Source organism: Micromonospora aurantiaca ATCC 27029 (assembly GCF_000145235.1).
Classification (GTDB): domain Bacteria; phylum Actinomycetota; class Actinomycetes; order Mycobacteriales; family Micromonosporaceae; genus Micromonospora; species Micromonospora aurantiaca.
Genome location: NC_014391.1, coordinates 3240382 through 3263115, shown reverse-complemented (window position 1 = coordinate 3263115; position 22734 = coordinate 3240382). Strand labels below are relative to the sequence as shown.

Below are 22734 nucleotides of genomic sequence, written 5' to 3'. Positions count from 1 at the left end.
TTCCCGCCGCCGGGCGTCGTCAGGCGGGTGCGCAGCGCTCCCGCAGCGCCGGCACGCCGGGGCCGGTGAGGTCGTCGCAGTAGGCGGCCCGCCCGGCCATCGCCATCATCAGCGCGAGCGTGGTGCCGCTGACCAGCGGGCCGGTGCCGGCGGTGAACGGTCCGTCGGTCGCCTCCACCCGCAGGCCGTCGATCGCGCTGCGCCCGGCCACCGTGAAGTCCCGCCCGGCGTAGAACCGGGCGACCGGCGTGACGGCCTCGACCGACGGCGTCCGTGTCAGGCCGAGCGGACGCCGGATGTCCTGGGCGTGCACGACCACCTCACCGAGCCACGCCTCGGTCGGCCCGAACGTCGACGTGGTGCTGCCGATGATCCGGCGGAACCGGTCCAGCGTCTCCCCCGGGTCGGCGCCCCGGTGCTCGGCCAGACGGCGGTCGTTGTGCAGATCGAAGTCGAACCGGGCGCCGAGCACGCTCGCGAGCCAGCGGACGCGGCCGATGCTCGCCGCCGCGGTCATGTGCGCCAGCGTCTCCTCCACCGTCCACCGGCTGCACAGCGAGGGCCGCGCCCACTGCGCCGCGTCGAGCCCGGCGAGATCGTCGGCCAGGGCGGCGCGCTCGGCGTGCGCGAGCGCCCACAGCTCGCTGCGGGTCAGCGTGTCGGACATGGAACCTCCAGAGTCGGGCCGTCGGAGGTTGGACCGCGCCGCCGCGGCGAACTCACCGCTCCCCTCTTCGCCGATCTTGGAGTTGTGGTGGTTCACCAACCCGGCATCGGCGACATTCGAGGCGCCACAACTCCAAGATCGACGGGGGCGAGTCGGGTTCAACGTTTGCTGCACGTCCGCTGAACGCTCGCCGGTGACGCTTCTCGCATCCATCAAACCGCAAGGGAGAAGCGTCATGTCACACCGTTTCCTCTCCACCTCGCGTGCCGCCGCCTCGGTGGTCGGTGCGCTCGTCCTGGCCGCCGCGGGCCTTGCCGGTGGCGCCGCCCCGGCGTCCACGGCCTACATCGTCCCCGCCGACTGCGGCCCCTACTCCGGGGCGCCGGTGCCGGCCGGATACACCCTGAGATTCGCCGGCGCGCTCTACGTCAGCAACAACGCCAACGGCCCGGAGTTCATCATCGGCACGACAACTCGCAACGTCATCGTCGGAAGCGTCTACGACGACATCATCTGCGGGCTCGACGGCAACGACGACATCCAGGCCAACAGCGGCGACGACATCGTCTACGGCGGGCTGACCGGCGACGACATCTGGGGCGACCTGGGCAACGACAACCTCCACGGCGACGGCGGCGCCGACACCATCCACGGTGACCGCTTCATCGGGCCCAGCGCCCTGGACGGCAACGACCGCGTGGACGGCGGCAGCAACGACGACCACCTCTACGGCGACCAGGGCGTGGACACCCTGGTCGGCGGCCCCGGCTGGGACGACGGTGACTGCGGACCGGACGCGGTGATCGACGATCCCCGGCCCACCCTGGATCTCCCGATCAACTGCCCGTGATCCCGCCGGCACGGCGGTCCGCGCACCGGGAGACCGGGAACGCGGACCGTCGCGCTGCCGCCTGTCGGATCGTCGTCAGGCCCGGTCCGACCATCGCCGTCCGCGGCTACCGTGACAGTCCGTGGCGGTGGAGTTCCGGGTACTCGGCGACCTGGACGTCCGGGTCGACGGCCGGACGGTCCGGATCGGTCACGCCCGTCAACAGTGCGTCCTCGCCGCCCTGCTGGTCGAGCCCAACCGTGTCGTCGCGACCGAACAGCTCATCAGCCGGGTCTGGGGCGACGAGGTGCCGGACGGGGCCACCGCCACCCTGCGCGGCTACCTGTCCCGGCTCCGCCAGGCGCTGGCCGACGCGGACGAGGTCCGCATCGTCCGGCGCCATCCCGGCTATCTGCTCGCCGTCGACCCGGACCGCGTCGACCTGCACCGCTTCCGCGAGCTGACCGAGCAGGCTCGGCGCGCCGGGGACGACGCGACAGCGATCAGCTGCCTGGAACGGGCGCTGGGTCTCTGGCGCGGCGAGGCGTTCGACGGGCTGACCACACAGTGGCTGGTGGCCTACCGGCAGACCCTCGACCGGCAGCGGCTCGCCGCCGCGCTGGACCGCAACGACATCGCCCTGCGCCGGGGCCGGCACGTCCGCCTTCTCCCCGACGTCCTGGCGCTGAGCGGCCGGTACCCGTGGGACGAGCGCCTGGCGGCGCAGGCGATGCTCGCGTTGTACCGGTGCGGGCGGCAGGCCGACGCCCTCGAGCACTTCCACCGGATGCGCCGCCGGCTGGCCGCCGAGGTCGGTACGGACCCCAGCCCGCCGCTGGCACAGCTCTACCAGCAGATCCTCACCGCCGACGCGGCGATCGCGCCGCCGGACCTGCCGGGCGGCGGCGAATCAAGCGCGACGGCCACCGGCACGGCACGGGATGCGGGTGCCGTGCCCCGGCAGCTACCAGCGTCGCCAGGGGTCTTCGCCGGCCGGACCGCCCAGCTCGCGCGCCTCGACGAACAACTCGGCGACGCGGGACGCCCGGACGGCGGCGGGTCGCCGGTGGTGATCTCGTCCATCGGTGGTGGCGGTGGCGTCGGAAAGACCTGGCTGGCCCTGCGCTGGGCGCACGCCAACGCTGGCCGCTTCCCCGACGGGCAGCTCTACGTCAACCTGCGCGGCTTCGACCCGGCTGCGGACCCGGTGGCGTGGCCCGCGGCGGTGCGCGGATTCCTCGAAGCGCTCGGCGTCGAACCGGCACGCGTCCCGGCCGACCCGGACGCCCGGGCGTCGCTGTACCGCACGCTCGTCGCCGGCCGCCGGCTGCTGGTGGTTCTCGACGACGCCCGAGACACCGCCACGGTGATCCCGCTGCTGCCCGGCACGCCCACGAGTGCGGTCCTGGTGACCAGCCGCCGGCAGCTGGCCGGCCTCGTCACCACCCACGGCGCGCATCCGCTGCCACTGGACGTGCTGCCCGACGACGAGGCCCACGAGCTGATCGTCCGGCAGGTGGGTGCCGCACGGGTGGCGGGACACCCGGACGCCGTCGCGGACATCCTGCGCTTCTGCGGAGGTCTGCCGCTGGCGCTCGGGATCGTGGCGGCCCGTGCCGCGCTTCACCCCGAACTCCCCCTGTCGTCGGTCGCGGCGGAGCTGACCACGGCTGTCCACCCGCTGGACGCGCTGGCCGGCGACGAGGCGACGACGAACCTGCGCGTGGTGCTGTCCCGCTCGCTCGCGGCGCTCACACCGGCCGCGGCGGAGGTGTTCACGCTGCTCGGACTCGCCCCGGGCCCGGACATCAGCCGGGCCGCGGCGGCCGGCCTGACCGCCCGTACGCCGGACGAGCTGCGCCCGCTGCTGCGCGAGCTGGTCGACGCGCATCTTGTGCAGGAGCACGTCGCGGGCCGGTACCGCATGCACGACCTGGTCCGTAGTTTCGCGGTCGAGCGGGCGACCGGCGACCCGGCCGGTACCCGGCCCGCGCTGTGCCGGCTGGTCGACCACCACCTGCACACGGCGCACGCGGCCGCACTGCTGCTGTCCCCGCAGCGCGACCCGCTGACCCTGGCCCCCGCCGCGCCGGGGGTGACCGCCGAACGGCTCGACGACCTGGCGGCCGCGCTGGCCTGGTTCACCAGCGAACACCAGGTGCTCCTCGCGATCATCGACTACGCCGCCGGCAACGGCCTCGACACCGCTGCCGGGCAGCTGTCGTGGACCCTGGCCACCTACTTCGACAGGCAGGGCCACTGGCACGACTGGGCCACAGTGGCCCGCCGGGCGGTCGAGGCGACCCGGCGGTCGGATGACCGTCCCGCGCAGGCCCAGGCGCACCGGCTCCTGGCCGGGGCCTGCTCCAACCTCGGCCGGTACGACGAGGCGCAGCGCAACCTGCTCGCCGCGCTCGACCTGTTCGCCGCCCTGGCCGACGACGAGGGGCGGGCGCACACCCACTTCGACCTCAGCATGCTGCACGACCGGCAGCGGCAGCCCCGGGAGGCCCTGCCGCACGCGCGGCGGAGCCTCGCCCTCTACGAACGGGTCGGCGGCCCGCTCAAGCAGGCGGTCGCGCTCAACGCGATCGGCTGGTACCACTCGCAGCTCGGCGAGCACCACGACGCGATCACCTTCTGCCGCCGGGCGCTCGCCCTGTCCGAGGAGGCCGGGAGCGCGTACGGGCAGGCGAACACGTGGGACAGCATCGGCTTCGCCCACCACCACCTCGGCGAGTACGAGCACGCAGTCGACTGCTTCCGGCAGGCCCTCGCCCTGTTCACCGACATCGGTGACCGGCATGCCGAGGGCATCGTGCTGGACCACCTCGGCGACACGTGGGCCGCGGCCGGGCGAGCGGACGCGGCCCGGAACGCCTGGCAACGGTCACTCGCGCTGCTCGACGAACTCGGTCACGCCGACGCCGAGGCGGTACGGCGGAAACTTCACCAGTGAACGCTCAGAGCGCCACGATCGCCGCGCTCTCCGGCGGCAACTCGATCCCGTCGCGCATCACGGTGACGCCCTCGGACGTGGCGAGCAGCACCCGGCGTACCACACCGGGCAGGTTGATCCGCTGTGCCCGGCCCGCCAGGTTCGCCACCACGAGCGTCTCGCCGCGCCGCATCACCAGGAACCGGTCGCCGTGGCGTACGTCGACCCGGTCCAGCCGGGGGTCGGACAGGTCGGCCCGGGATCGGCGCAGCGCGATCAGCCGCCGGTAGAGGTCGTACGTCTCGCGGTGCTCCGGCTTGTCCAGCTCGGCCCAGTCCAGCCGGGACCGCAGGAACGTCTGCGGGTCCTGCGGGTCGGGTACGTCGTCGGTGGCCCAGCCGTGGTCGGCGAACTCGCGTCGGCGGCCGGTCGCGACCGCCGCCGCGAGTTCCGGCTCGGGGTGGCTGGTGAAGAACTGCCACGGCGTGGAGGCCGCCCACTCCTCCCCCATGAACAGCATCGGCGTGAACGGCGCCGTCATCAGCAGCGTCGCGCCGACGCGCAGCAGGCCGGGCGACAGCGTGGCGGAGATCCGGTCGCCGGTGGCCCGGTTGCCGATCTGGTCGTGGTTCTGCAGGTACGCCACGAAGCGGTGGCCGGGCGTGCGCTGCCTGTCGACCGGGCGGCCGTGGCTGCGGCCCCGGAAGCTGGACCAGGTGCCGGCGTGGAAGAAGCCGCCGGTCAGCACGTCGGTGAGGCACTCCAGGGAGCCGAAGTCGCCGTAGTAGCCCTGCCGCTCGCCGGTGAGCAGCGTGTGCAGCGCGTGGTGGGCGTCGTCGTTCCACTGGGCGTGCAGGCCGTACCCGCCCGCCTCGCGGGGCGTGATCAGGCGCGGGTCGTTGAGGTCGCTCTCGGCGATCAGCGACAGCGGCCGTCCGAGGTGCGTCGACAGCGCCTCGACCTCGGCGGCGACCTCCTCCAGCCAGTGCACGGCCCGGCCGTCCGGCATGGCGTGCACGGCGTCCAGCCGCAGCCCGTCGACGTGGTAGTCGCGCAGCCAGGTCAGCACGCTGTCGGCGATGTAGCGGCGCACCCCGTCGGAGTGCGGGCCGTCCAGGTTGACGGTGCGGCCCCAGGTGTTGCTCTGCTCGCTGAGGTACGGCGCGAACCGCGGCGCGTAGGCCCCGGAGGGCCCGAAATGGTTGTAGACGACGTCGAGGATCACCCCCAGGCCCTTGGCGTGGGCGGCGTCGACGAACCGTTTCAGGCCGTCCGGGCCGCCGTACGGCTCGTGCGGGGCATACCAGCAGACGCCGTCGTAGCCCCAGTTGTACTCGCCGTTGAACGCGTTGACGGGCAGCAGTTCGACCATGTCGACGCCGAGGTCGACCAGGTGGTCGAGCTTCGCGATCGCAGCGTCGAACGTGCCCTCCGGGGTGAACGTGCCGATGTGCAGCTCGTACAGCACGCTGCCGGGTAGTTGCCGGCCGGTCCAGGCGGCGTCGGTCCAGCCGAACGCGGCGTGGTCGTAGAGCCGGCTGGGCCCGTGCACCCCGGCCGGCTGCCAGGCCGAGCGCGGGTCCGGCAGGGCCTGCTCGTCGTCGTCGAGCAGGAACGCGTAGTCGGTGCCCGGCCCGGCGTCGGGCACCTCGACCCGCCACCAGCCGTCCGGCCCCTGACGCATCGCGTGGTCGGCGGCGCCGGGCAGGCGCAGCCGCACCCGGGCGGCCTCGGGCGCCCACACCGTGAACTCGGTCATGCGGCGGCCTCCACAGAGTCGGTGGGTGCGAGGAGGGCGACGGGATAGGTGCTCAGCAGATCATCCAGGAGCAGCTCAGAACCACTGTAGACCCGCCCGGTGAACAAGTCGGTGCACTGATGAACGGGAAGTGACACCGTCGTGTCCCGCCAGCCGCCGGAGCGGGCCAGCCGCAGCGGCAGCCGGGTCGCCACCGCCACCGCGCCGCCCCTATCGAAGGCCACCGCGTGCGCGGCGGCCGGGCCGCGCGCCGGCACCGGCCGGTAGCCGCCGAACAGGTCCGGGCGGTCGCGGCGCAACCGCAGCGTCCGGGACACCACGAGCAGCTTGGCCGCGCCGTCGTCGGCCACCGCGGGCCGCCATCCGGCGTCGAGCCGGGCCAGCATGTCCCGGCGTACGGCGAAGTCGACGGGCCGCCTGTTGTCCGGGTCGACGAGCGAGTTCTCCCACAGCTCGGTGCCCTGGTAGACGTCGGGCACACCGGGCATGGCGAGCTGCACCAGCTTCTGCCCGAGCGCGTTGGACCAGCCGGGCGGGGTGATCTCGGCGGCGAACGCGGTGATCTGGGCGTGCAGTTCCGGGTCGTCGTACATCCGGTCGACCAGGGCGTGCATCTCGTGCTCGAAGGACGGGTCCGGGTCGGCCCAGCTGGTGGTGACCGACGCCTCCCGGGCGGCCTTCTCGGCGTACCCGTGCAGTCGCTCCCGCTCGATCGGCCACGCCCCGACGGCGGTCTGCCAGAGCAGGTGGGCCAGCGCGGGGTCGGCCAGCGGCGCGCGGGACATCCAGTCGGCGACCCGCTCGGCCCAGCGGCCGGGCATCTCGGACAGCACCGCGAGCCGGGCGCGGACGTCCTCGCCGCGCTTGGTGTCGTGGGTGGAGAGCGCGGTCATGCTCGCCGGCCAGCGGACCTGCCGGGTGGCGGCGAACCGGTGCAGCTCGGCCGCTGGTACGCCGAAGTGGGCCGGGCTGCCGCCGACCTCGTTGAGGGCGACGAACCGGCTCCACCTGTAGTACGCGGTGTCCTCCACGCCCTTGGCCATGACCGCGCCGGTGAACTGCGGGAACCGGGCGGCCAGCTCGTGGCCGGGGTCGCGCAGCCGGGCGGTGACCGCGTCCAACACGCCGATCAGGTCGGGACGGCGGCGGCCTGCTTCGCTGCGGGCGGCGGCCAGGTGCCGGGCGCCCTCGGGCGGGTAGCCGCGGTAGACCGGGAAGCAGGCCGCCAGCTCGGCCAGGGCGGCGCGGACCTGCTCGCCGGGCAGCTCCGGCACGAGCGCGGCCAGCCGGGTCAGCTCGGCGGCGAGCAGCCGGGTGGCGGCCTCCAGCTTGGTGGCGTGCGTCAGGTCGGCCCAGGACGTGTGCCGCCCGGTCAGCCGGCCGTCCAGAGTGGTGAACTCCGGTTCGGCGTCCGGGTCGACGAACAGCCCGGACACGGCGGCCAGCGCGTCGTAGCCGGTGGTGCCGTCGACCGGCCAGTCCGGCAGGTCCTCGCCGTACTCCAGGATCTTCTCCACCACCAGCCAGCTCTCCGGCGCGGCGGCGCGCAACCGGGCCAGGTAGCCGGCCGGGTCGCGCAGCCCGTCCGGGTGGTCGACCCGGATGCCGTCGACGTCCCCGGCGGCGACCCAGCGCAGGATCTCCGCGTGGGTGGCGTCGAAGACCTCCGGGTCCTCCACCCGCAGGCCGGCCAGGTCGGACACGGCGAAGAACCGGCGGTACGTCAGCTCGGCGTCGCCGCGCCGCCAGTTCACCAGCTCGTAGTGCTGCCGGTCGTGCACCTGCCGGGGCGTGCCGTCGCCCGTGCCGTCGGCGACCGGGAAGCGGTGCTCGTGGTAGCGCAGCTCTCCGTCGACGAGCTTCAGGTCGTCGAGCGCGTCGGCGGTGTCGGCGAGCACCGGCAGCAACAGCCGTCCGCGGTCCCAGTCGATGTCGAACCAGCGCGCGTACACCGATTCGCGTCCCCGCCGCAGCACGTCCCACCAGGCCGGGTTGGCCTCGGGCCGGGCCACCCCGGCGTGGTTGGGCACGATGTCCACGACCAGGCCCAGCCCGGCCGCGCGCAGCGCCCGGACCAGCCGCGCCCGGGCGGCCTCGCCGCCGAGCTGCGGGTTGACCGCGCGGTGGTCCACCACGTCGTAGCCGTGCGTGGAGCCGGGGGTGGCGGTGAGCAGGGGCGCGGTGTAGAGGTGGGTGACGCCGAGCGCGGCGAGGTAGCCCGCCAGCTCGGCCGTGGCGTCCAGGTCGAAGCCGGGACGCACCTGGACCCGGTACGTCGAGCGAGGGGTGTCGGGCATCGGTCAGGCCGTCCTCTCCAGGACCAGCAGCGAACGGTCCGGCACGCAGACCGTGCCGCCCGCCTCGACGAGCATCGTCTTCTCCGGATCGGGTTCCGCGGTGCTGATCACCAGCTCCCACCGGGTGCCGAACTCCTCGCCGGGCAGCGTGAAGTCCAGCGACGCGTCGTGCGCGTTGAACAGCAGCAGGAACGAGTCGTCCCGGTGACGCTGGCCGTACTGGCCGCGCTCGCCGATGCCGTCGCCGTTGACGAACAGGGCCACCGAGCGGCCGAAGTCGTTGCCCCAGTCCTCGCCGGTCATCTCCCGGCCGTCCGGGGTGTACCAGGCCAGGTCCGGCAGTCCGGACCCGGCGGCCCGGCCGCCCACCGGCAGGCCGGTGAAGAACCGGCGGCGGCGGAACACCTGGTGCCGGTTGCGGAACTCGGTGAGCCGGCGGACGAAGTCCAGCAGCTCGTCGTCGGCCCGGTCCCAGTCGACCCAGGCGATCTCGCTGTCCTGGCAGTAGGCGTTGTTGTTGCCGCGCTGGGTGCGGCCCAGCTCGTCGCCGTGGCCGAGCATCGGCACGCCCTGGGACAGGATCAGCGTGGCCAGGAAGTTGCGCCGCTGCCGGGCACGCAGCGCGCGTACGCCCGGGTCGTCGGTCTCGCCCTCGACGCCGCAGTTCCAGGACCGGTTGTGGCTCTCCCCGTCCCGGTTGTCCTCGCCGTTCGCCTCGTTGTGCTTGTCGTTGTAGGAGACCAGGTCGGTGAGCGTGAACCCGTCGTGGCAGGTGACGAAGTTGATGCTGTGGAACGGGCGGCGGCCGTCGTCCTGGTAGAGGTCGGCCGAGCCGGAGATGCGGGAGGCGAACTCGGCGAGCGTGGCCGGCTCGCCGCGCCAGAAGTCGCGGACGGTGTCGCGGTACTTGCCGTTCCACTCGGTCCACTGCGGCGGGAAGTTGCCGACCTGGTAGCCGCCGGGGCCCACGTCCCACGGCTCGGCGATGAGCTTCACCCGGCCGACCACCGGGTCCTGCTGCACCACCTCGAAGAACGTGGACAGGCGGTCCACCTCGTAGAACTCGCGGGCGAGCGTGGCCGCCAGGTCGAACCGGAAGCCGTCGACGTGCATCTCGGTGACCCAGTAGCGCAGCGAATCCATGATCAGTTGCAGTGAGTGCGGGCTGCGGACGTTGAGGCTGTTGCCGGTGCCGGTGTAGTCGACGAAGTAGCGCCGGTCGTCCTCGGAGAGCCGGTAGTAGCTGGGGGTGTCGATGCCCTTGAAGCTGAGCGACGGCCCGAGGTGGTTGCCCTCGGCGGTGTGGTTGTAGACCACGTCGAGGATGACCTCGATGCCGGCGGCGTGCAGCGCCTTGACCATGCCCCGGAACTCCTGCACCTGCTGGCCGAGGCGGCCCAGCGCGGAGTAGCCGTGGTGCGGGGCGAAGAAGCCGATGGTGTTGTAGCCCCAGTAGTTGCGCAGCCCCAGGTCGGCCAGGCGGTGGTCGTGCACGAACTCGTGCACCGGCATCAGCTCCACCGCCGTCACGCCGAGCCGCTTGAAGTGCTCGATCATCACCGGTGAGGCGATCGCCGCGTACGTGCCGCGCAGCTCCTCCGGGATGCCCGGATGGCGCATGGTCAGGCCGCGCACGTGCGCCTCGTAGATCACCGAGTGGTGGTACGGGGTGCGCGGCGGCCGGTCGTTGCCCCAGTCGAAGTACGGGTTCACCACCACCGACTTCGGCATGTACGGCGCCGAGTCGGCGGTGTTCATCAGGTCCGGGTCGCCGCCGACCTCGTAGTCGTAGACCGACGGATCCCAGGTGATCTCCCCGTCGACCGCCTTCGCGTACGGGTCGAGCAGCAGCTTGTGCGGATTGCAGCGCAGCCCCTCGGCCGGGTTCCACGGCCCGTGCACCCGGTAGCCGTAGCGCTGGCCGGGCTCGACCCCGGGGATGTAGGCGTGCCAGACGTACGCGTCGACCTCGCGCAGCTCCACCCGCCGCTCGGTGCCGATGTCCCACTCGTCGAACAGGCACAGCTCGATCTTCTCCGCCACCTCGGAGAAGATCGCGAAGTTGGTGCCCATCCCGTCGTACGTGGCGCCGAGGGGGTAGCTCTCGCCCGGCCAGACCTGCATGTCGCTCCTTCGGCCCATGATCGTGAGCGCACCGGACAGGGGGAACCGCCGATGCGCACGCCGGTGATGCCCAGTCGTACCCGCCGTCAATCCACCCGTTCGGACCGTAACCGAATCCGCCCTCGTGCGAACGGATAGACGTTCGGGTGTCATCCGTCACGATCGCCCTTTTCGAGATGCGGACCGGCGGCGGATGGACTTTCCTGGATCCGGGCCCACGCGCGCGCGGGCCCGCCCGGCCGTTCGGGCCACACCTCACCACCGCTCGACGCCGCCACCGAAGCCGGCGTGCCTCACCATGCATGGACGGAGATCCACGTGACCACTCTGCGGGTCGGCGCTCAGCCCGCCACCGCGACGGACCGGCTCCACCGGCCCACCCTCACCTCCCGCCCGGCGCCCCCGTCGCCGGCCGGGTCCGCGCCCCGGACCCGGCGCATCCTGATGCTGTCGTGGGAGTACCCGCCGGTGCTCGTCGGCGGGCTCGGCCGCCACGTCCACGCGCTGTCAGTGGCGCTTGCCGCCGCCGGGCACGAGGTCACGGTCGTCACCCGCCACGCCGAGGGCGCTCCCCTGGAGGAGTACGCCGACGGCGTCCGCATCGTCCGCGCCGCCGAGGACCCGGTCACCTTCCCCCTCGCCACCGGCTCGCTGCTGGCCTGGACCATGGCGTTCAACCACACCCCCACCCGGGCCGCGCTGCGCGCCGCCTCCTCCGGCACCTACGACGTCATCCACGCCCACGACTGGCTCGTCGCGCACACCGCGATGACGCTGCGCGAGCACCTGGACGTGCCGCTGGTCAGCACCATCCACGCCACCGAGGCGGGCCGCCACCAGGGCTGGCTGCCGGAGGAGATGAACCGCACCATCCACGGCGTCGAGCACTGGCTCGCCGGCGAGTCCGGGCGCGTGATCGTCTGCTCCGGTTACATGCGCGACGAGGTGGGCGCGCTGTTCGGCGTGGACGCCGCCCGCGTCGACGTGGTCCCCAACGGCGTCGAGCCGCACCGCTGGCGGGTGCCCGCGTCGGCGGTCGCCGCCGCCCGGGCCCGGTTCGCCGCCGACGGCCCGCTGGTCACGTTCGCCGGGCGCCTCGTGTACGAGAAGGGCGTGCAGCACCTGCTGGCCGGGCTGCCCCGGCTGCGCGACCGGCACCCGGGCCTGCGCGCGGTGATCGTCGGCGACGGGCCGTACAAGGCGGAACTGGAGGCCGAGGTGCACCGCCTCGGGCTGGGCGCCACTGTGAGCATGCCCGGGTTCCTCGGCGGCACCGACCTGCCCGCCGTCATGGCCGCCTCGGACTGCTTCGCGGTGCCGAGCATCTACGAGCCGTTCGGCATGGTGGCGCTGGAGGGGGCCGCCGCGGGCGCGCCGCTGGCAGTCGCCCGTACCGGTGGGCTGGCCGAGATCGTGGAGCCGGGCGTCACCGGGATGACGTTCGCCCCGCACGACCCGGACGGCCTCGCCGAGGCGGTGCACACGCTGCTGTCCGACCGGGACCGGGCGCGTGCGCTCGCCCGGCGGGCCCGCACCATGGTGCACGAGCAGTACGGCTGGGCGGCCATCGCGTCCCGCACGGCTGCCGCGTACGCCGCCGCCATCGCCGGCGACCCGGCGTTCACCGCGGCCCGCGCCCAGCACCGCATGGCACACGGCCACACGAGCCCGCGAGTCCCCGAGGGCAACCTCCTCACCGCCGCCGGCTTGAGGTAAGGAAGGGCCCCCTATTAACGCCTCAGGTAGAGGAAGGGCCCCTTATTAACGCCCCCGCACCCCGGTGCGCACGACGAAGGCCGCCGACCCGAGCAGGGTCGGCGGCCTTCGTCGTCCGCGTGTTAAAAGGGGGCCCCTCCTCTACCTGAGGCGTTAAGAAGGGGCCCTTCCTTGCACGGTCAGCGCTGGGCGGCGGGGACGTAGTCCCGCTCGGTGGCGCCGGTGTAGATCTGCCGCGGGCGACCGATCTTGGTCTCCGGATCGTTGATCATCTCGCGCCACTGCGCGATCCAGCCGGGCAGCCGGCCGAGCGCGAACAGCACCGTGAACATCTTCGTCGGGAAGCCCATGGCCTTGTAGATCAGGCCGGTGTAGAAGTCCACGTTCGGGTAGAGCCGCCGGGACACGAAGAAGTCGTCGGCGAGCGCGATCTCCTCGAGCTGCACGGCGAGGTCCAGCAGCGGGTCCGGCTTGGCCATCCGGCCGAGCACGTCCTGGGCGGCCTTCTTCACGATGGCGGCGCGCGGGTCGTAGTTCTTGTAGACCCGGTGCCCGAAGCCCATCAGCTTCACGCCGTCCTGCTTGTCCTTGACCTTCTGCACGAAGGAGCGGACGTCGCCGCCGTCGGCCTGGATCTTCTGGAGCATCTCCAGGACCGCCTGGTTGGCGCCGCCGTGCAGCGGGCCGAACAGCGCGTTCACGCCGGCCGAGACCGAGGCGAACAGGTTGGCGTTGCTGGAGCCGACCAGCCGCACGGTCGAGGTGGAGCAGTTCTGCTCGTGGTCGGCGTGCAGGATGAACAGCATGTCCAGCACCCGGGCGACGACCGGGTCGACCTCGTACGGCTCGGCCGGTACGCCGAACGTCATCCGCAGGAAGTTCTCGACGTAGCCCAGCGAGTTGTCCGGGTACAGCAGCGGCTGCCCGATCGACTTCTTGTACGCGTACGAGGCGATGGTGGGGACCTTCGCCATCAGCCGCACCGTGGACATCTCCACGTGCTCGGAGTCGAACGGGTCCAGGCTGTCCTGGTAGAAGGTCGAGATGGCGCTGACGGCCGAGGAGAGCACGGCCATCGGGTGCGCGTCGCGGGGGAAGCCGTCGAAGAAGCGGCGCATCTCCTCGTGCAGCAGCGAGTGCCGCCGGATCCGCTCGCTGAACTCGGTGAGCTGCGTCTGGGACGGCAGCTCGCCGTAGATCAGCAGGTAGGAGACCTCCAGGAAAGAGGACTTCTCGGCCAGCTGGTCGATCGGGTAACCCCGGTACCGCAGGATGCCGGCATCACCGTCGATGTAGGTGATGGCGGACGAGCAGGACGCGGTGTTCACGAAACCGGGGTCGTACGTGGTCATCCCGGTTTCCTTGAGCAGCTTGCTCACCCCGATCCCGGCGGGGCCCTCAACCGCGGACTGCACCGGCATCGACAGCTGCCCACCGGGGTGGTCGAGCTTGACTTCCGTCATCTGTTCCTCGCTTCGCCGGCAAGATCTTCGTTGAATTGCCTTCGCTTCTACCGTAATCACGGCGCGGAGAACACCGCTCGTCATGGTTTGAGGGTGAGGTGTGCGTCACCTGTTTCCCGGCCAGCCGGCTCGGAAACCGGATGGGAGCGCGGCCATGGGCACGCTCGGGAGGTCCGTCACGACAGCGTGAGCCGCCGCAGCGTCCCGTCGTCGCCGACCCGGTAGAGGTCGAGCCGGTTGGCTCCGGCGGCGAACAGACGGTCGTCGGCGAGCAGCGCGGCGAACCGCCGTCCACCGGCGTCCGGCGGCACCACCGGCACCACCGCGCCGACGGTGCCGTTGACCGCCACGGCCAGCCGGGTGCCGTCGGGTACGCCGTCCGGCACGGTGCCCCAGACCATCGCGGGCAGCCCGCCGCCGGCCGGGTCGACCGCGTCGAACGCGTCCCGGTTGGCCACCGTGGCGGTCCCGCCGACCGGCACGTCACCGACCCGGGTGCCGACGAGCGGGTCGACGGGAAGCGGCGGGAGCGGGGCGGGCACGCCGCCGGTGACGGTGACCGGCTGGCCGGGGCGGTCGTAGAAGCGTTTGTCGGCCCGTTCGCGCGGGGCCGCCTTCGCCGACCGGCCGTCCATCCGCCAGGGCACCCGCATGTGCGTCTCGTCGGCGATCGTGGGCAGCAGGTCGACGTGCTCCCAGTTGCGGTCGTCCACCCGTCCGGCGCGCTGGCCGGGTTCCTTGACGAACATCGGCACCCAGGCCACCTCGTTCGCGGCGTGGTCGATGGCGTCCATCCCCCGGCCCTGCCAGTCCCGGCGGAAGCTGACGCCGTGGTCGGCGGTGACCACGACCAGCGACTGGTCGTAGAGGCCGGTGGCGCGCAGCGTCCGCAGCGTCTCGCCGATCAGCCGGTCGGTGTAGCCGAGCTGGGCGAGGTGCCGGGCGCGGGCCAGGTCGACCCAGCCGGCGCCGTCGTTGGGCAGGTCGTCCGGCGCCGCGTAATGCGCCCCGGACGGCAGGTACGCCCACGGCGAGTGCGGCATCAGCAGGTGCAGGAAGTGCAGCGTGGGCCGGGTGTCGGGGCGCAGCCCGGCCAGGAACGAGGTGAACCGGGCCGGCTGGTTGTCATCCAGGGTGTCCCAGCGGAACTTCGGGTCGTCAGGCACCGGCTCGGCGGCGTCCAGCCCGGCCTCGGCGGCGGTCCGCTCGCGGTAGGAGTCCTCCGGGTCGATCCGGCTGTCCACCGGCGCGGCGATCCGCCCGAGCAGCCGGCCGCTCTCCCGGACCAGCACGCCGAGCCCCTGTTCCGGGGTGGTGGCCTGCTCGCAGCGGCTCGGCGGGCAGAGCCGGGTGATGCTCTCCTCGGCCTTGATCCGGTAGAGGCCGCCGAGCGCGGTGAACAGGTTGTCCGGGTACTGCGAGTAGTGCGGCGCCGCCCCCCGCTCCGGGTAGCGCCCGGTGAGCATCGCGGGCAGCGCGTAGGGCGTCCAGCCGCTGACGCCGGTGGCGTTGCGGTACCACGTCGACCCGTCGGCCAGTGCCGCGAAGTTCGGGTAGCGCTCGGCGTCGATCCGGCCGTCCGGGCCGAGCAGGGAGACGAGCGGCAGCTCGTCCAGCACGATCATGACCACCGGCGGGTGCGCGCCCGCGCCGGCCACACCGGCCGCGCCGCCCTCGCCGCGCGGCAGCACCACCGCCGAGGCGGGCGAGGCGAACAGGAACAGCCCGACGAACACCAGCGGCCCGGCGGCGGCGACCCGCAGCACCCGCCGGGGCGCCCGCCACCGCCGGTGCGCGGCCGCGCCGGCGGCTCCGGCCACACCGGCGACAACGAGCAGGGGTACGCCCCGAAGCGGCGTGACGTGCCGGCCGACCTGGACCGCCAGCGCGGCGAGCAGCAGGCTCACGAACACGGTGTGCACGGCGGCCCGGGTGAGGCGTCCGGCGAGCAGCGCAAACGCGCCCAGCAGCGCGAACAGCGCTGTCGGCGCGAGCGCGATCAGGGCGACCAGCAACAGCACGTCGGCCCGGGAGGCGCGGTGGAACAGGAAGAAGTCGGGGCTGCGGCCGAGCACGTCGAGCAGCGGCTGGGTGACCACCAGCCCGACCAGCGCCACCACCTCGGCCAGCCGGGCCGCCTCGGCCCGCCACCACTGCCGGCGTTCCCGCCGGACCGGGACGGCCGCGTGGTCCCGGGGTGGCGCGAGGGTGTCCTCAGCCACCCACCACCACCTGGTAGAGCGTGCGGGTGCCGGACGGCAGCTCGGTCCGGGCGACCACCCGGCCCCGGCGCGCGAGCAGCGCCTCGAAGACGTCGCGCCGGTAGTCCGGGAACAGTCCGTCGGGCTTGTTCGCCAGCAGGCGGCGCGCCATCGGATCGTCCGGGTGGACGAACTCCACCACCAGGCTGCCGCCGGCGACGGTGAGCGCGGTGAGCTGGTCGAGCACCTCGGGCAGCGGCACGTTGCGCCCGATCGCCAGGTGGTGCACCACGGCCAAGGCCAGGACGGTGTCCGCGCGGGCCCGGTCGGCGAACGCGGCCCGCTCGACGCCGCGCCAGCCGCCGCCCGGGGACGGGTCGGCAAGGTCCATCACCAGCGGCAGGATCCGTGTCTCGCCCTCCTCGCGCAGCGCGCGGTAGAGCGTGTCGACGACCGCCGGGTCCTGCTCGACGGCGACGACGTGCGCGGCGTGCCGGGCGGCGATGCGGGCGTACCGGCCGTCGTTGGCGCCCAGGTCCAGCGCCGAGCCGCCGCCGACGGCGGCCACCGCCCGGTCGACGAACTCCTGCTTGGCCTGCCGGTCCGGCACCGAGTACGCGCAGGTGCGCTGGTAGTCCGACCAGTGGCTGTCGCCGGGCCGGTGGTCGAGGCGGCGGACCAGCTTCGTCAGCCCGCGTACCGTGGCCAGCGCCAGCTCGCGGGAGAACCCGGCGGCGCGCAACTGGGCGCGGACGTCGGTGGTGCTCGCGGCGGAGTTGCGGGCCTGCATGGCGCCGTGCAGGTGCACGTGGGTGGGCACACCGGCCCGCCAGCGCCGGGTGCCGCCGAACAGCCGGCGCATCTGGTCCGGTTCGACGCCGTCGACGCGGGCGCGCAGGAACGGCTGGAAGTCCAGCCCGAGGTGGGCCTGGATCAGCAGCGGGTAGAGCAGCGTCTGGCAGAACTGCCGGTAGCCGGCCCAGGGTTCACCGTCGCGCAGCGCCTCGAACGAGCCGACGTCGATGAAGACCGGCCGGGCGCCGCGCCACTGCACGTTGTACGCCGAGCCGTCCTTCGTGGTGAAGCCTGCTTCCAGGGCGGCGCGCAGCACGTCCAGGTGCAGCAGCGCCGCGTCGCGCAGCATCGCGGACGACCACTCGTAGGGGTGCGAGACGAACGGGATCCGCTCGTGCCGCAGCACCGTGGTCCAGGGCGCGTCGACAGGGGTCGGGGTCAGTTCCTCGGTGCCGACGATCTGCCCGGTGCTGGTGGCCTGCCGGAAGAAGTCGGTGACCGACAGCGCCCGCCAGTCCCGGGCGGAGCGCTCGTCGAGCCCGCGCAGCACCTCCTCGCCCCGGTGGAACACCCGGTTGCCGGGGTCGCGGAAGGAGCCGGGCTCGACGCGGACGCCGGTGTCGGGGATCGTCACGCCGCCGGACCCTGGTCGGAGGGCTGACGCCGGAACCGGGACACCAGGCGGCGCCAGTAGAGCTTGGCGGCCACCGCCACCCCGGCCACCCCGCCGACCACCGCCTGCACGATGAGACTGCCGGATCCCGCGTCCAGGTAGGCCAGATGCGTCACGGCTGCTTTTCCTTCCCTCGCCGGTCATCGGAGCATGCCCGGAATGCGAGCTTTGTTGCTCGGAGCCGGACTTGTCCCTCACCGTAACGTCTCGGCGTCCGGGTGCGCGGCCACACCGGCCACTCGTCCCCCGTCCGATCCGTTCAAGACGGGCCGGGCCGGTCGCGCCTACCGTGGCCGGCATGACACCGCAGTTCGATCTGGTCGGGACCGTGGTCACCGACATGGCCCGCACGCTCGACTTCTACCGGCGGCTGGGGCTGCCGATCCCGGCCGGCGCCGAGACGGAAGGGCACGTCGAGGTCACCCTGCCGAACGGCGTACGGCTGGCCTGGGACACGGTCGAGGTGATCCGCAGCTTCCACCCCGAGTTCGACCCGTCCGGCGGCAACAACCGGATGAGCCTGGCCTTCCGGTGCGCCGACCCGTCGGAGGTGGACCGCTGGTACGCCGAGCTGACCGGTGCCGGGCACCACGGCGAGATGCCGCCGTGGGACGCGTTCTGGGGCCAGCGGTACGCGGTCCTGCACGACCCGGACGGCAACGGCGTGGACCTGTTCGCCCCGCTGCCTGCGGCCGAGTAGACGGGAGCCGGCTCGCGGGCCGCTTCCGGGCCGGTCAGGTCACCTGCGGGCGGCTCCGGGCCGGGGCGAGCAGCCGGGTCGGCGGCACCCCGGCCAGTTCCCGCACCTCGCGGGTCAGGTGGGCCTGGTCGGCGTACCCGCTGCGCACCGCCACCTCGGCGAGCGGCGCACCGGCGCGGGCCAGGTCCAGCGCGCGGCGCATCCGCAGGATGCGGGCCAGCGTCTTCGGGCCGTACCCGAAGAGGGCCCGGCTGCGCCGGTGCAGGGCGCGCGGGCCGAGGCCGACCTCGGCGGCGGTCGCGGCGACGGTGGCCCCGGCGGCCAGGCGGGCGGCGACATGCGCGCCGATCGGGTCGGGGCCGCCGGCCGCGCGCAGCCGGTCGCGGGCGACCCGGGTGAGCACCCCGGCGGCCTCGTCGCCCGGCGCGGCCAGCGCCGTCTCGACCCGCTCGGTCACCTCGGCGGCGGCGCGGCCCCACAGGTCGGCGAGCGATACGCGGCGGTCCCGCAACTCCTCGGCCGGCACCCCGAACACGGCCGGGCCGGTCCCCGGCGGCAGGCGCAGCCCGATCCACCGATCCCCCGGCGCCGACCGCGACAGGTGCGCGGTGCGGTCCGGACCCGCGACCAGCAGCCCGGACCGGCTGGACCAGAGCAGATCCAGGCACCCGTCCGGCAGCACCCGCGTCTCACTCCCGCCCGAGACGCTGCTCCACAGCACCCCGCCCGGAACCCCCGCCACCTTCCACTCCCGGTACACCCTCCCACCCTCCCACCCTCCCCGTCGATCATGAAGTTGACGGTGTCGGGGCCCGGCGTGTCGCACCGCCAACCTCATGATCGACGGGGTGGGGTCAGGGGTGGTGAGGGTCAGGGGCGGTGGGGGTCAGGGGCGGTGGTGCATGGCCAGGCGGAGCAGGAGGAAGCGCAGGGCCGTCGCGGCCAGGTTGGCCGTTACCAGGACGGTCAGCTCCAACGCGCGGTTCGGGGTTGTGGTGGCGTGTAGCGCGGCCAGGGAACCGCTGGTCAGTGCCAGGCCGAGGGCGAACGCGAGCAGGCCCTGGACGTGGTGCCGGCCGGCGTGGCGGCGCCCGGTGACCCCGAACGTGAGCCGCCGGTTGGCGGCCGTGTTGGCCACCGCCGTGAGCAACAACGCCAGCAGGTTCGCCGGTTGCGCCCCGAGCGGGCCGCGGGCCAGCAGGAACAACAGCAGGTACGCGAGCGTGCTCGCCACGCCCACAGCGGCGAACCGGGCGAGCTGGCGCGGCAACCCGATCGGCACCTGCGCCGGCAGGGCCGGCAACGGCCCTCGGCCAAGCTGGGCGCGTAACTGCGCCAGCGGCAGCGCCCCGGTCACCAGCGCCCGGCCCAGCCGCCCGATGCCGCGCAGGTCGGCCAGCGCGGTGGCGACGATGTCGACCCGGCTGTCCGGGTCGTCCACCCAGTCCACCGGCACCTCGTGGATGCGCAGCCCGGCCCGCTGCGCCAGGACCAGCAGCTCGGTGTCGAAGAACCAGCCGGTGTCCCGCACCAGCGGCAGCAGCTCGGCGGCCACGTCGGCGCGGATCGCCTTGAACCCGCACTGGGCGTCGGAGAAACGCGCCGCGAGCGCTCCACGCAGCAGCAGGTTGTAGCCGCGCGAGATGACCTCCCGCTTGGCACCCCGGACCACCCGGCTGGTACGGGCCAGCCGGGTGCCGATGGCCAGGTCCGAGTGCCCGGAGATGAGCGGGGCCACCAGCGGCAGCAGCGCGGCCAGGTCGGTGGACAGGTCCACGTCCATGTACGCGAGCACCGGCGCCGGCGAGGCCGACCAGGCGGCGCGCAGTGCCCGCCCGCGGCCCTTCTCGTCCAGGCGCAGCACCCCCACCTCGGGCAACTCGTCGGCGAGCGCCCGCGCCACCGCCGGGGTGCCGTCCACGCTGGCGTTGTCGGCCACAGTGATCCGGAACGGGTACGGGAAGTGCGCGGTCAGGTGCGCGTGCAGCCGCCGGACGCAGGGGCCCAGATCGGTCTCCTCGTTGTAGACCGGGACCACCACGTCGAGCACCGCGCTGCCGGCGGCGGGCCGGGCCTGCACGGCGGCCCGGGGCGCGTACGTGTCAGTCATCGCTCAGCCCTGCTTTCCGCTGCTCAGGTCGTACACGGTCACGCCGTCGACGGTGGTGGCGGTGAAGGTCTCGGTGACCCACGCGGCGATCTCGGCCGAGGCGTTGCTGCCGCCGTCGGCCCGGAACCCACCGCCGCCGAGGAAGTAGTGGATCCGCCCGTCGGCGACGTACCGCTGGAACTGGGCGAGCGTCGGCGACGGGTCACTGCCGTTGAAGCCGCCGATCGGCATGACCGGCCGGCCGGTCGCCAGCTGGTAGCCGGAGGCGTTGTTCGAGCCGACAGTCGCGGCGACCCAGGTGTAGTCGTCGGCGTCGGTGGTGAGCAGCGCGGTCATCTCGGCGCTCGGCTCACGGGCGTCGAGCAGCCCGCCCATGCCGCCGCCGCGCTGCCCCCGCCCCTCCTGCCCGGTCCCGCCGTCCTGCCCGGGGAGGCCGCCCTGCCCCGGGATGCCGCCCGGCGCGGCGCCGCCGTCCTGACCTGTGCCGCCGTCCTGACCTGTGCCGCCGGACGCGCCCGGGGCCGAACCACCACCAGGGAATCCGGGGAACCCACCGGCACTCGCCCCGCCGTCCTGGCCGGTACCGCCCGGGCCGGAGCCGTCGGAACCCGTGCCGTCCGAGCCGGTGCCGTTCGGGCCACCTGCGAAGCCCGGGAACTGCCCGTTCCCCCCGCCCGGCATCCGCCCGCCCGGTCCGCCCGGTCCGCCGAAGCCACCAGCTCCGGCCGGCCCGGCACTCGGGATCGAGCCGCTGTGGGGGGTGGCAGCGGTCTGCATCGCGTACGCGGCAGGCCCGGCCAGCGCCACCGCGATCCCGGCGACGGACACCACCGGCACCACCCACCGCACAACCCGCCGCCCTGCCGACCCGGCCGAGCCCGCCCGCGTCGAGTCGACCAAGGAGTTTGCGTCGCCATGAACTCTTTTCCCGGACGCGAACTCCTTGATCAGCGCCGAGGTGGCCAGGAGGGCTGCGGTGGTCAGGCCCACGGCCAGGATTGTGGAGCGCAGCCATGGGTGCCAGTCGGCGGTGCGGCCGAGCAGGTGCCAGGACCACCAGGCGGTGACCGCCAGCGTGCCGGCCAGGACCAGCGTGGCGACGAGCGCCCGCCGCCGGCCCGGAGCCGCGACGACCGAGGCACCCGCGACGACCGGCGCATCCGCCACAGCGGGAACCGGAGCCGCCGCGACTGCCTCGACCGGCGCTGAGCGGGCGCGCCACAGCAGCGTGACGCCGATGCCGGCCAGCGCGCCGACCGCCGGGGCCAGGGCGACCGTGTAGTACGCGTGGAAGATCCCGGACATGAAGCTGAAGATCAGTCCGGTGACCAGCAGCCAGCCGCCCCAGAGCAGCAGACCGGCCCGGGTGCGGTCGGTACGCGGTGCCCGCCCGGCCAGCCACAGCCCCGCGACCAGCAGGATCAGCGCGGCCGGCAGCAGCCAGGAGATCTGCCCGCCGACCTCGGTGTCGAACATCCGCAGGAGACCGGTCTGACCGGAGAACGGCCCGCCGCCTCCCCCACCGGGCCGGCCGCCACCGCCGCCGACGCTGCCCACCTCGTCGCCGGTGATGCGGCCCAGCCCGTTGTAGCCGAGCGTCAGCTCCAGGGTGCTGTTGTTCTGCGAGCCGCCGATGTACGGGCGGGCGCTCGCCGGCGCCAGCTCGACGATCGCCACCCACCAGCCGGCGGAGACGACCACTGCGAGCCCGGCCAGCAGGAGCTGCCGGATCCGCCGTCCGAGTCCGGTCGGCGCGGCCAGCAGGTAGACCCCGGCGAAGACCGGGATCACCAGGAACGCCTGGAGCATCTTGGTGAGGAAGCCGAAGCCGACGAGCACGCCGGTCAGCACGATCCACCGCGTGCTCGCCGTCTCGACCGCGCGCACCGTGGCGTACGCGGCGGCGACGAGCAGGAACACCAGCAGCGCGTCCGGGTTGTTGAACCGGAACATCAGCGTCGCCACCGGGGTGAGCGCGAGCACCGCGCCGGCGAGCAGGCCGGCGGCCGGGCCGTACCAGCGGCGGACGGTCGCGTACAGCACGCCGACCGAGGCGACGCCGAGCAGCGCCTGCGGCACCAGGATCGACCAGCCGCTCAGGCCGAAGATCCGCACCGAGAGCGCCATCAGCCACAGCGAGGCGGGGGTCTTGTCCACTGTGATCGAGTTGGCCGCGTCCGAGGAGCCGTAGAAGAACGCCGTCCAGCTCTGCGACCCGGCCTGCACGGCGGCGGAGTAGAACGCGTTGGCCCAGCCGGAGGCGCCCAGGCCCCACAGGTAGAGCAGCGCGGTCGCGACCAGCAGGCCGGCCAGGGCCGGCCGGGCCCAGCGCGGATCGCGGCCGGTGCGGGTCTCCTCAGGTACGGGCGCGGGGGCCGGCTCGGTGCCGGGTGGATCGGCCGTGGGCGCGGTCGGCAGGCTCTCGGTTCGGTTCATGCCGGCAAGCCTCGGCGGGCCCGCTG

Annotated in this window: 15 protein-coding genes; 4 read left to right on the top strand and 11 right to left on the bottom strand. The window is 73.6% G+C overall.

Features of this window, described 5'->3' with window-relative positions:
• Positions 1-19: 19 nt before the first annotated feature.
• Complete coding sequence (locus tag MICAU_RS14215) at positions 20-667, bottom strand: maleylpyruvate isomerase family mycothiol-dependent enzyme (RefSeq protein ID WP_013286015.1); 648 nt, start codon at positions 665-667, stop codon at positions 20-22.
• Positions 668-902: 235 nt separating this feature from the next.
• On the opposite strand from MICAU_RS14215, the gene MICAU_RS14210 reads away from it, so the two are divergent.
• The gene (locus tag MICAU_RS14210) at positions 903-1517 is read left to right on the top strand and encodes a calcium-binding protein (RefSeq protein ID WP_013286014.1); all 615 of its coding nucleotides are present in this window, start codon (positions 903-905) and stop codon (positions 1515-1517) included.
• A 121-nt stretch (positions 1518-1638) separates the two neighbouring features.
• Complete coding sequence (locus tag MICAU_RS14205; protein ID WP_013286013.1) at positions 1639-4455, top strand: AfsR/SARP family transcriptional regulator; 2817 nt, start codon at positions 1639-1641, stop codon at positions 4453-4455.
• 4 nt (positions 4456-4459) lie between these two features.
• Here the strand turns inward: MICAU_RS14205 and treZ are convergent, their stop codons facing one another.
• From treZ to glgX, 3 genes are read right to left on the bottom strand one after another with little or no spacing between them, the layout of a single operon-like run.
• On the bottom strand, positions 4460-6193 hold the full coding sequence (treZ, locus tag MICAU_RS14200) for a malto-oligosyltrehalose trehalohydrolase (RefSeq protein WP_013286012.1): 1734 nt from the start codon (positions 6191-6193) through the stop codon (positions 4460-4462).
• Positions 6190-8490, bottom strand: coding sequence for a malto-oligosyltrehalose synthase (gene treY, locus MICAU_RS14195; RefSeq protein WP_013286011.1), 2301 nt, complete (start codon positions 8488-8490; stop codon positions 6190-6192). The genes treZ and treY overlap by 4 nt, the downstream gene beginning before the upstream one ends.
• Before the next feature lie 3 nt (positions 8491-8493).
• Positions 8494-10614, bottom strand: a complete 2121-nt coding sequence (glgX, locus tag MICAU_RS14190) for a glycogen debranching protein GlgX (protein ID WP_013286010.1) — start codon at positions 10612-10614, stop codon at positions 8494-8496.
• Positions 10615-10932: 318 nt separating this feature from the next.
• Here glgX and MICAU_RS14185 point away from each other — a divergent pair, with 318 nt between their 5' ends.
• Positions 10933-12330: a glycosyltransferase family 4 protein gene (locus MICAU_RS14185; protein ID WP_013286009.1), complete on the top strand. Its 1398-nt coding sequence runs from the start codon at positions 10933-10935 to the stop codon at positions 12328-12330.
• Between the two features lie 179 nt (positions 12331-12509).
• Here MICAU_RS14185 and MICAU_RS14180 read toward each other — a convergent pair whose 3' ends face one another.
• From MICAU_RS14180 to MICAU_RS32710, 4 genes are all read right to left on the bottom strand, one after another.
• On the bottom strand, positions 12510-13793 hold the full coding sequence (locus MICAU_RS14180) for a citrate synthase (protein ID WP_013286008.1): 1284 nt from the start codon (positions 13791-13793) through the stop codon (positions 12510-12512).
• 176 nt (positions 13794-13969) lie between these two features.
• Positions 13970-16015 carry a sulfatase-like hydrolase/transferase gene (locus MICAU_RS14175; RefSeq protein ID WP_013286007.1) on the bottom strand — a complete coding sequence of 682 codons (2046 nt, stop codon included), beginning with the start codon at positions 16013-16015 and terminating at the stop codon, positions 13970-13972.
• Positions 16008-17423 (bottom strand): methyltransferase domain-containing protein, encoded by a 1416-nt coding sequence (locus MICAU_RS14170; protein WP_013286006.1) that lies wholly within the window; start codon positions 17421-17423, stop codon positions 16008-16010. Before MICAU_RS14170 ends, MICAU_RS14175 begins: the two co-directional genes overlap by 8 nt.
• Positions 17420-17578: a hypothetical protein gene (locus MICAU_RS32710; RefSeq protein WP_013286005.1), complete on the bottom strand. Its 159-nt coding sequence runs from the start codon at positions 17576-17578 to the stop codon at positions 17420-17422. The genes MICAU_RS14170 and MICAU_RS32710 overlap by 4 nt, the downstream gene beginning before the upstream one ends.
• A gap of 182 nt (positions 17579-17760) precedes the next feature.
• Between MICAU_RS32710 and MICAU_RS14165 the strand changes: the two genes are divergently transcribed.
• Entirely contained in the window at positions 17761-18162 is a 402-nt protein-coding gene (locus MICAU_RS14165; RefSeq protein ID WP_013286004.1) for a VOC family protein, read from the top strand.
• Positions 18163-18196: 34 nt separating this feature from the next.
• Here the strand turns inward: MICAU_RS14165 and MICAU_RS14160 are convergent, their stop codons facing one another.
• The 3 genes from MICAU_RS14160 to MICAU_RS14150 form a co-directional block, all read right to left on the bottom strand.
• Positions 18197-18922 carry a helix-turn-helix transcriptional regulator gene (locus MICAU_RS14160; RefSeq protein ID WP_013286003.1) on the bottom strand — a complete coding sequence of 242 codons (726 nt, stop codon included), beginning with the start codon at positions 18920-18922 and terminating at the stop codon, positions 18197-18199.
• 126 nt (positions 18923-19048) lie between these two features.
• Positions 19049-20272, bottom strand: a complete 1224-nt coding sequence (locus MICAU_RS14155) for a dolichyl-phosphate beta-glucosyltransferase (RefSeq protein ID WP_013286002.1) — start codon at positions 20270-20272, stop codon at positions 19049-19051.
• A 3-nt stretch (positions 20273-20275) separates the two neighbouring features.
• Entirely contained in the window at positions 20276-22708 is a 2433-nt protein-coding gene (locus MICAU_RS14150) for an ArnT family glycosyltransferase (protein ID WP_013286001.1), read from the bottom strand.
• Between the last annotated feature and the right edge of the window lie 26 nt (positions 22709-22734).

What these genes read in the sequence shown, in the direction of transcription:
- MICAU_RS14215 (WP_013286015.1), bottom strand. Translation starts at nt 667, where the DNA reads ATGTCCGACACGCTGACCCGCAGCGAGCTGTGGGCGCTCGCGCACGCC.
- MICAU_RS14210 (WP_013286014.1), top strand. Translation starts at nt 903, where the DNA reads ATGTCACACCGTTTCCTCTCCACCTCGCGTGCCGCCGCCTCGGTGGTC.
- treZ (WP_013286012.1), bottom strand. Translation starts at nt 6,193, where the DNA reads ATGACCGAGTTCACGGTGTGGGCGCCCGAGGCCGCCCGGGTGCGGCTG.
- treY (WP_013286011.1), bottom strand. Translation starts at nt 8,490, where the DNA reads ATGCCCGACACCCCTCGCTCGACGTACCGGGTCCAGGTGCGTCCCGGC.
- glgX (WP_013286010.1), bottom strand. Translation starts at nt 10,614, where the DNA reads ATGCAGGTCTGGCCGGGCGAGAGCTACCCCCTCGGCGCCACGTACGAC.
- MICAU_RS14180 (WP_013286008.1), bottom strand. Translation starts at nt 13,793, where the DNA reads ATGACGGAAGTCAAGCTCGACCACCCCGGTGGGCAGCTGTCGATGCCG.
- MICAU_RS14165 (WP_013286004.1), top strand. Translation starts at nt 17,761, where the DNA reads ATGACACCGCAGTTCGATCTGGTCGGGACCGTGGTCACCGACATGGCC.
- MICAU_RS14155 (WP_013286002.1), bottom strand. Translation starts at nt 20,272, where the DNA reads ATGACTGACACGTACGCGCCCCGGGCCGCCGTGCAGGCCCGGCCCGCC.
- MICAU_RS14150 (WP_013286001.1), bottom strand. Translation starts at nt 22,708, where the DNA reads ATGAACCGAACCGAGAGCCTGCCGACCGCGCCCACGGCCGATCCACCC.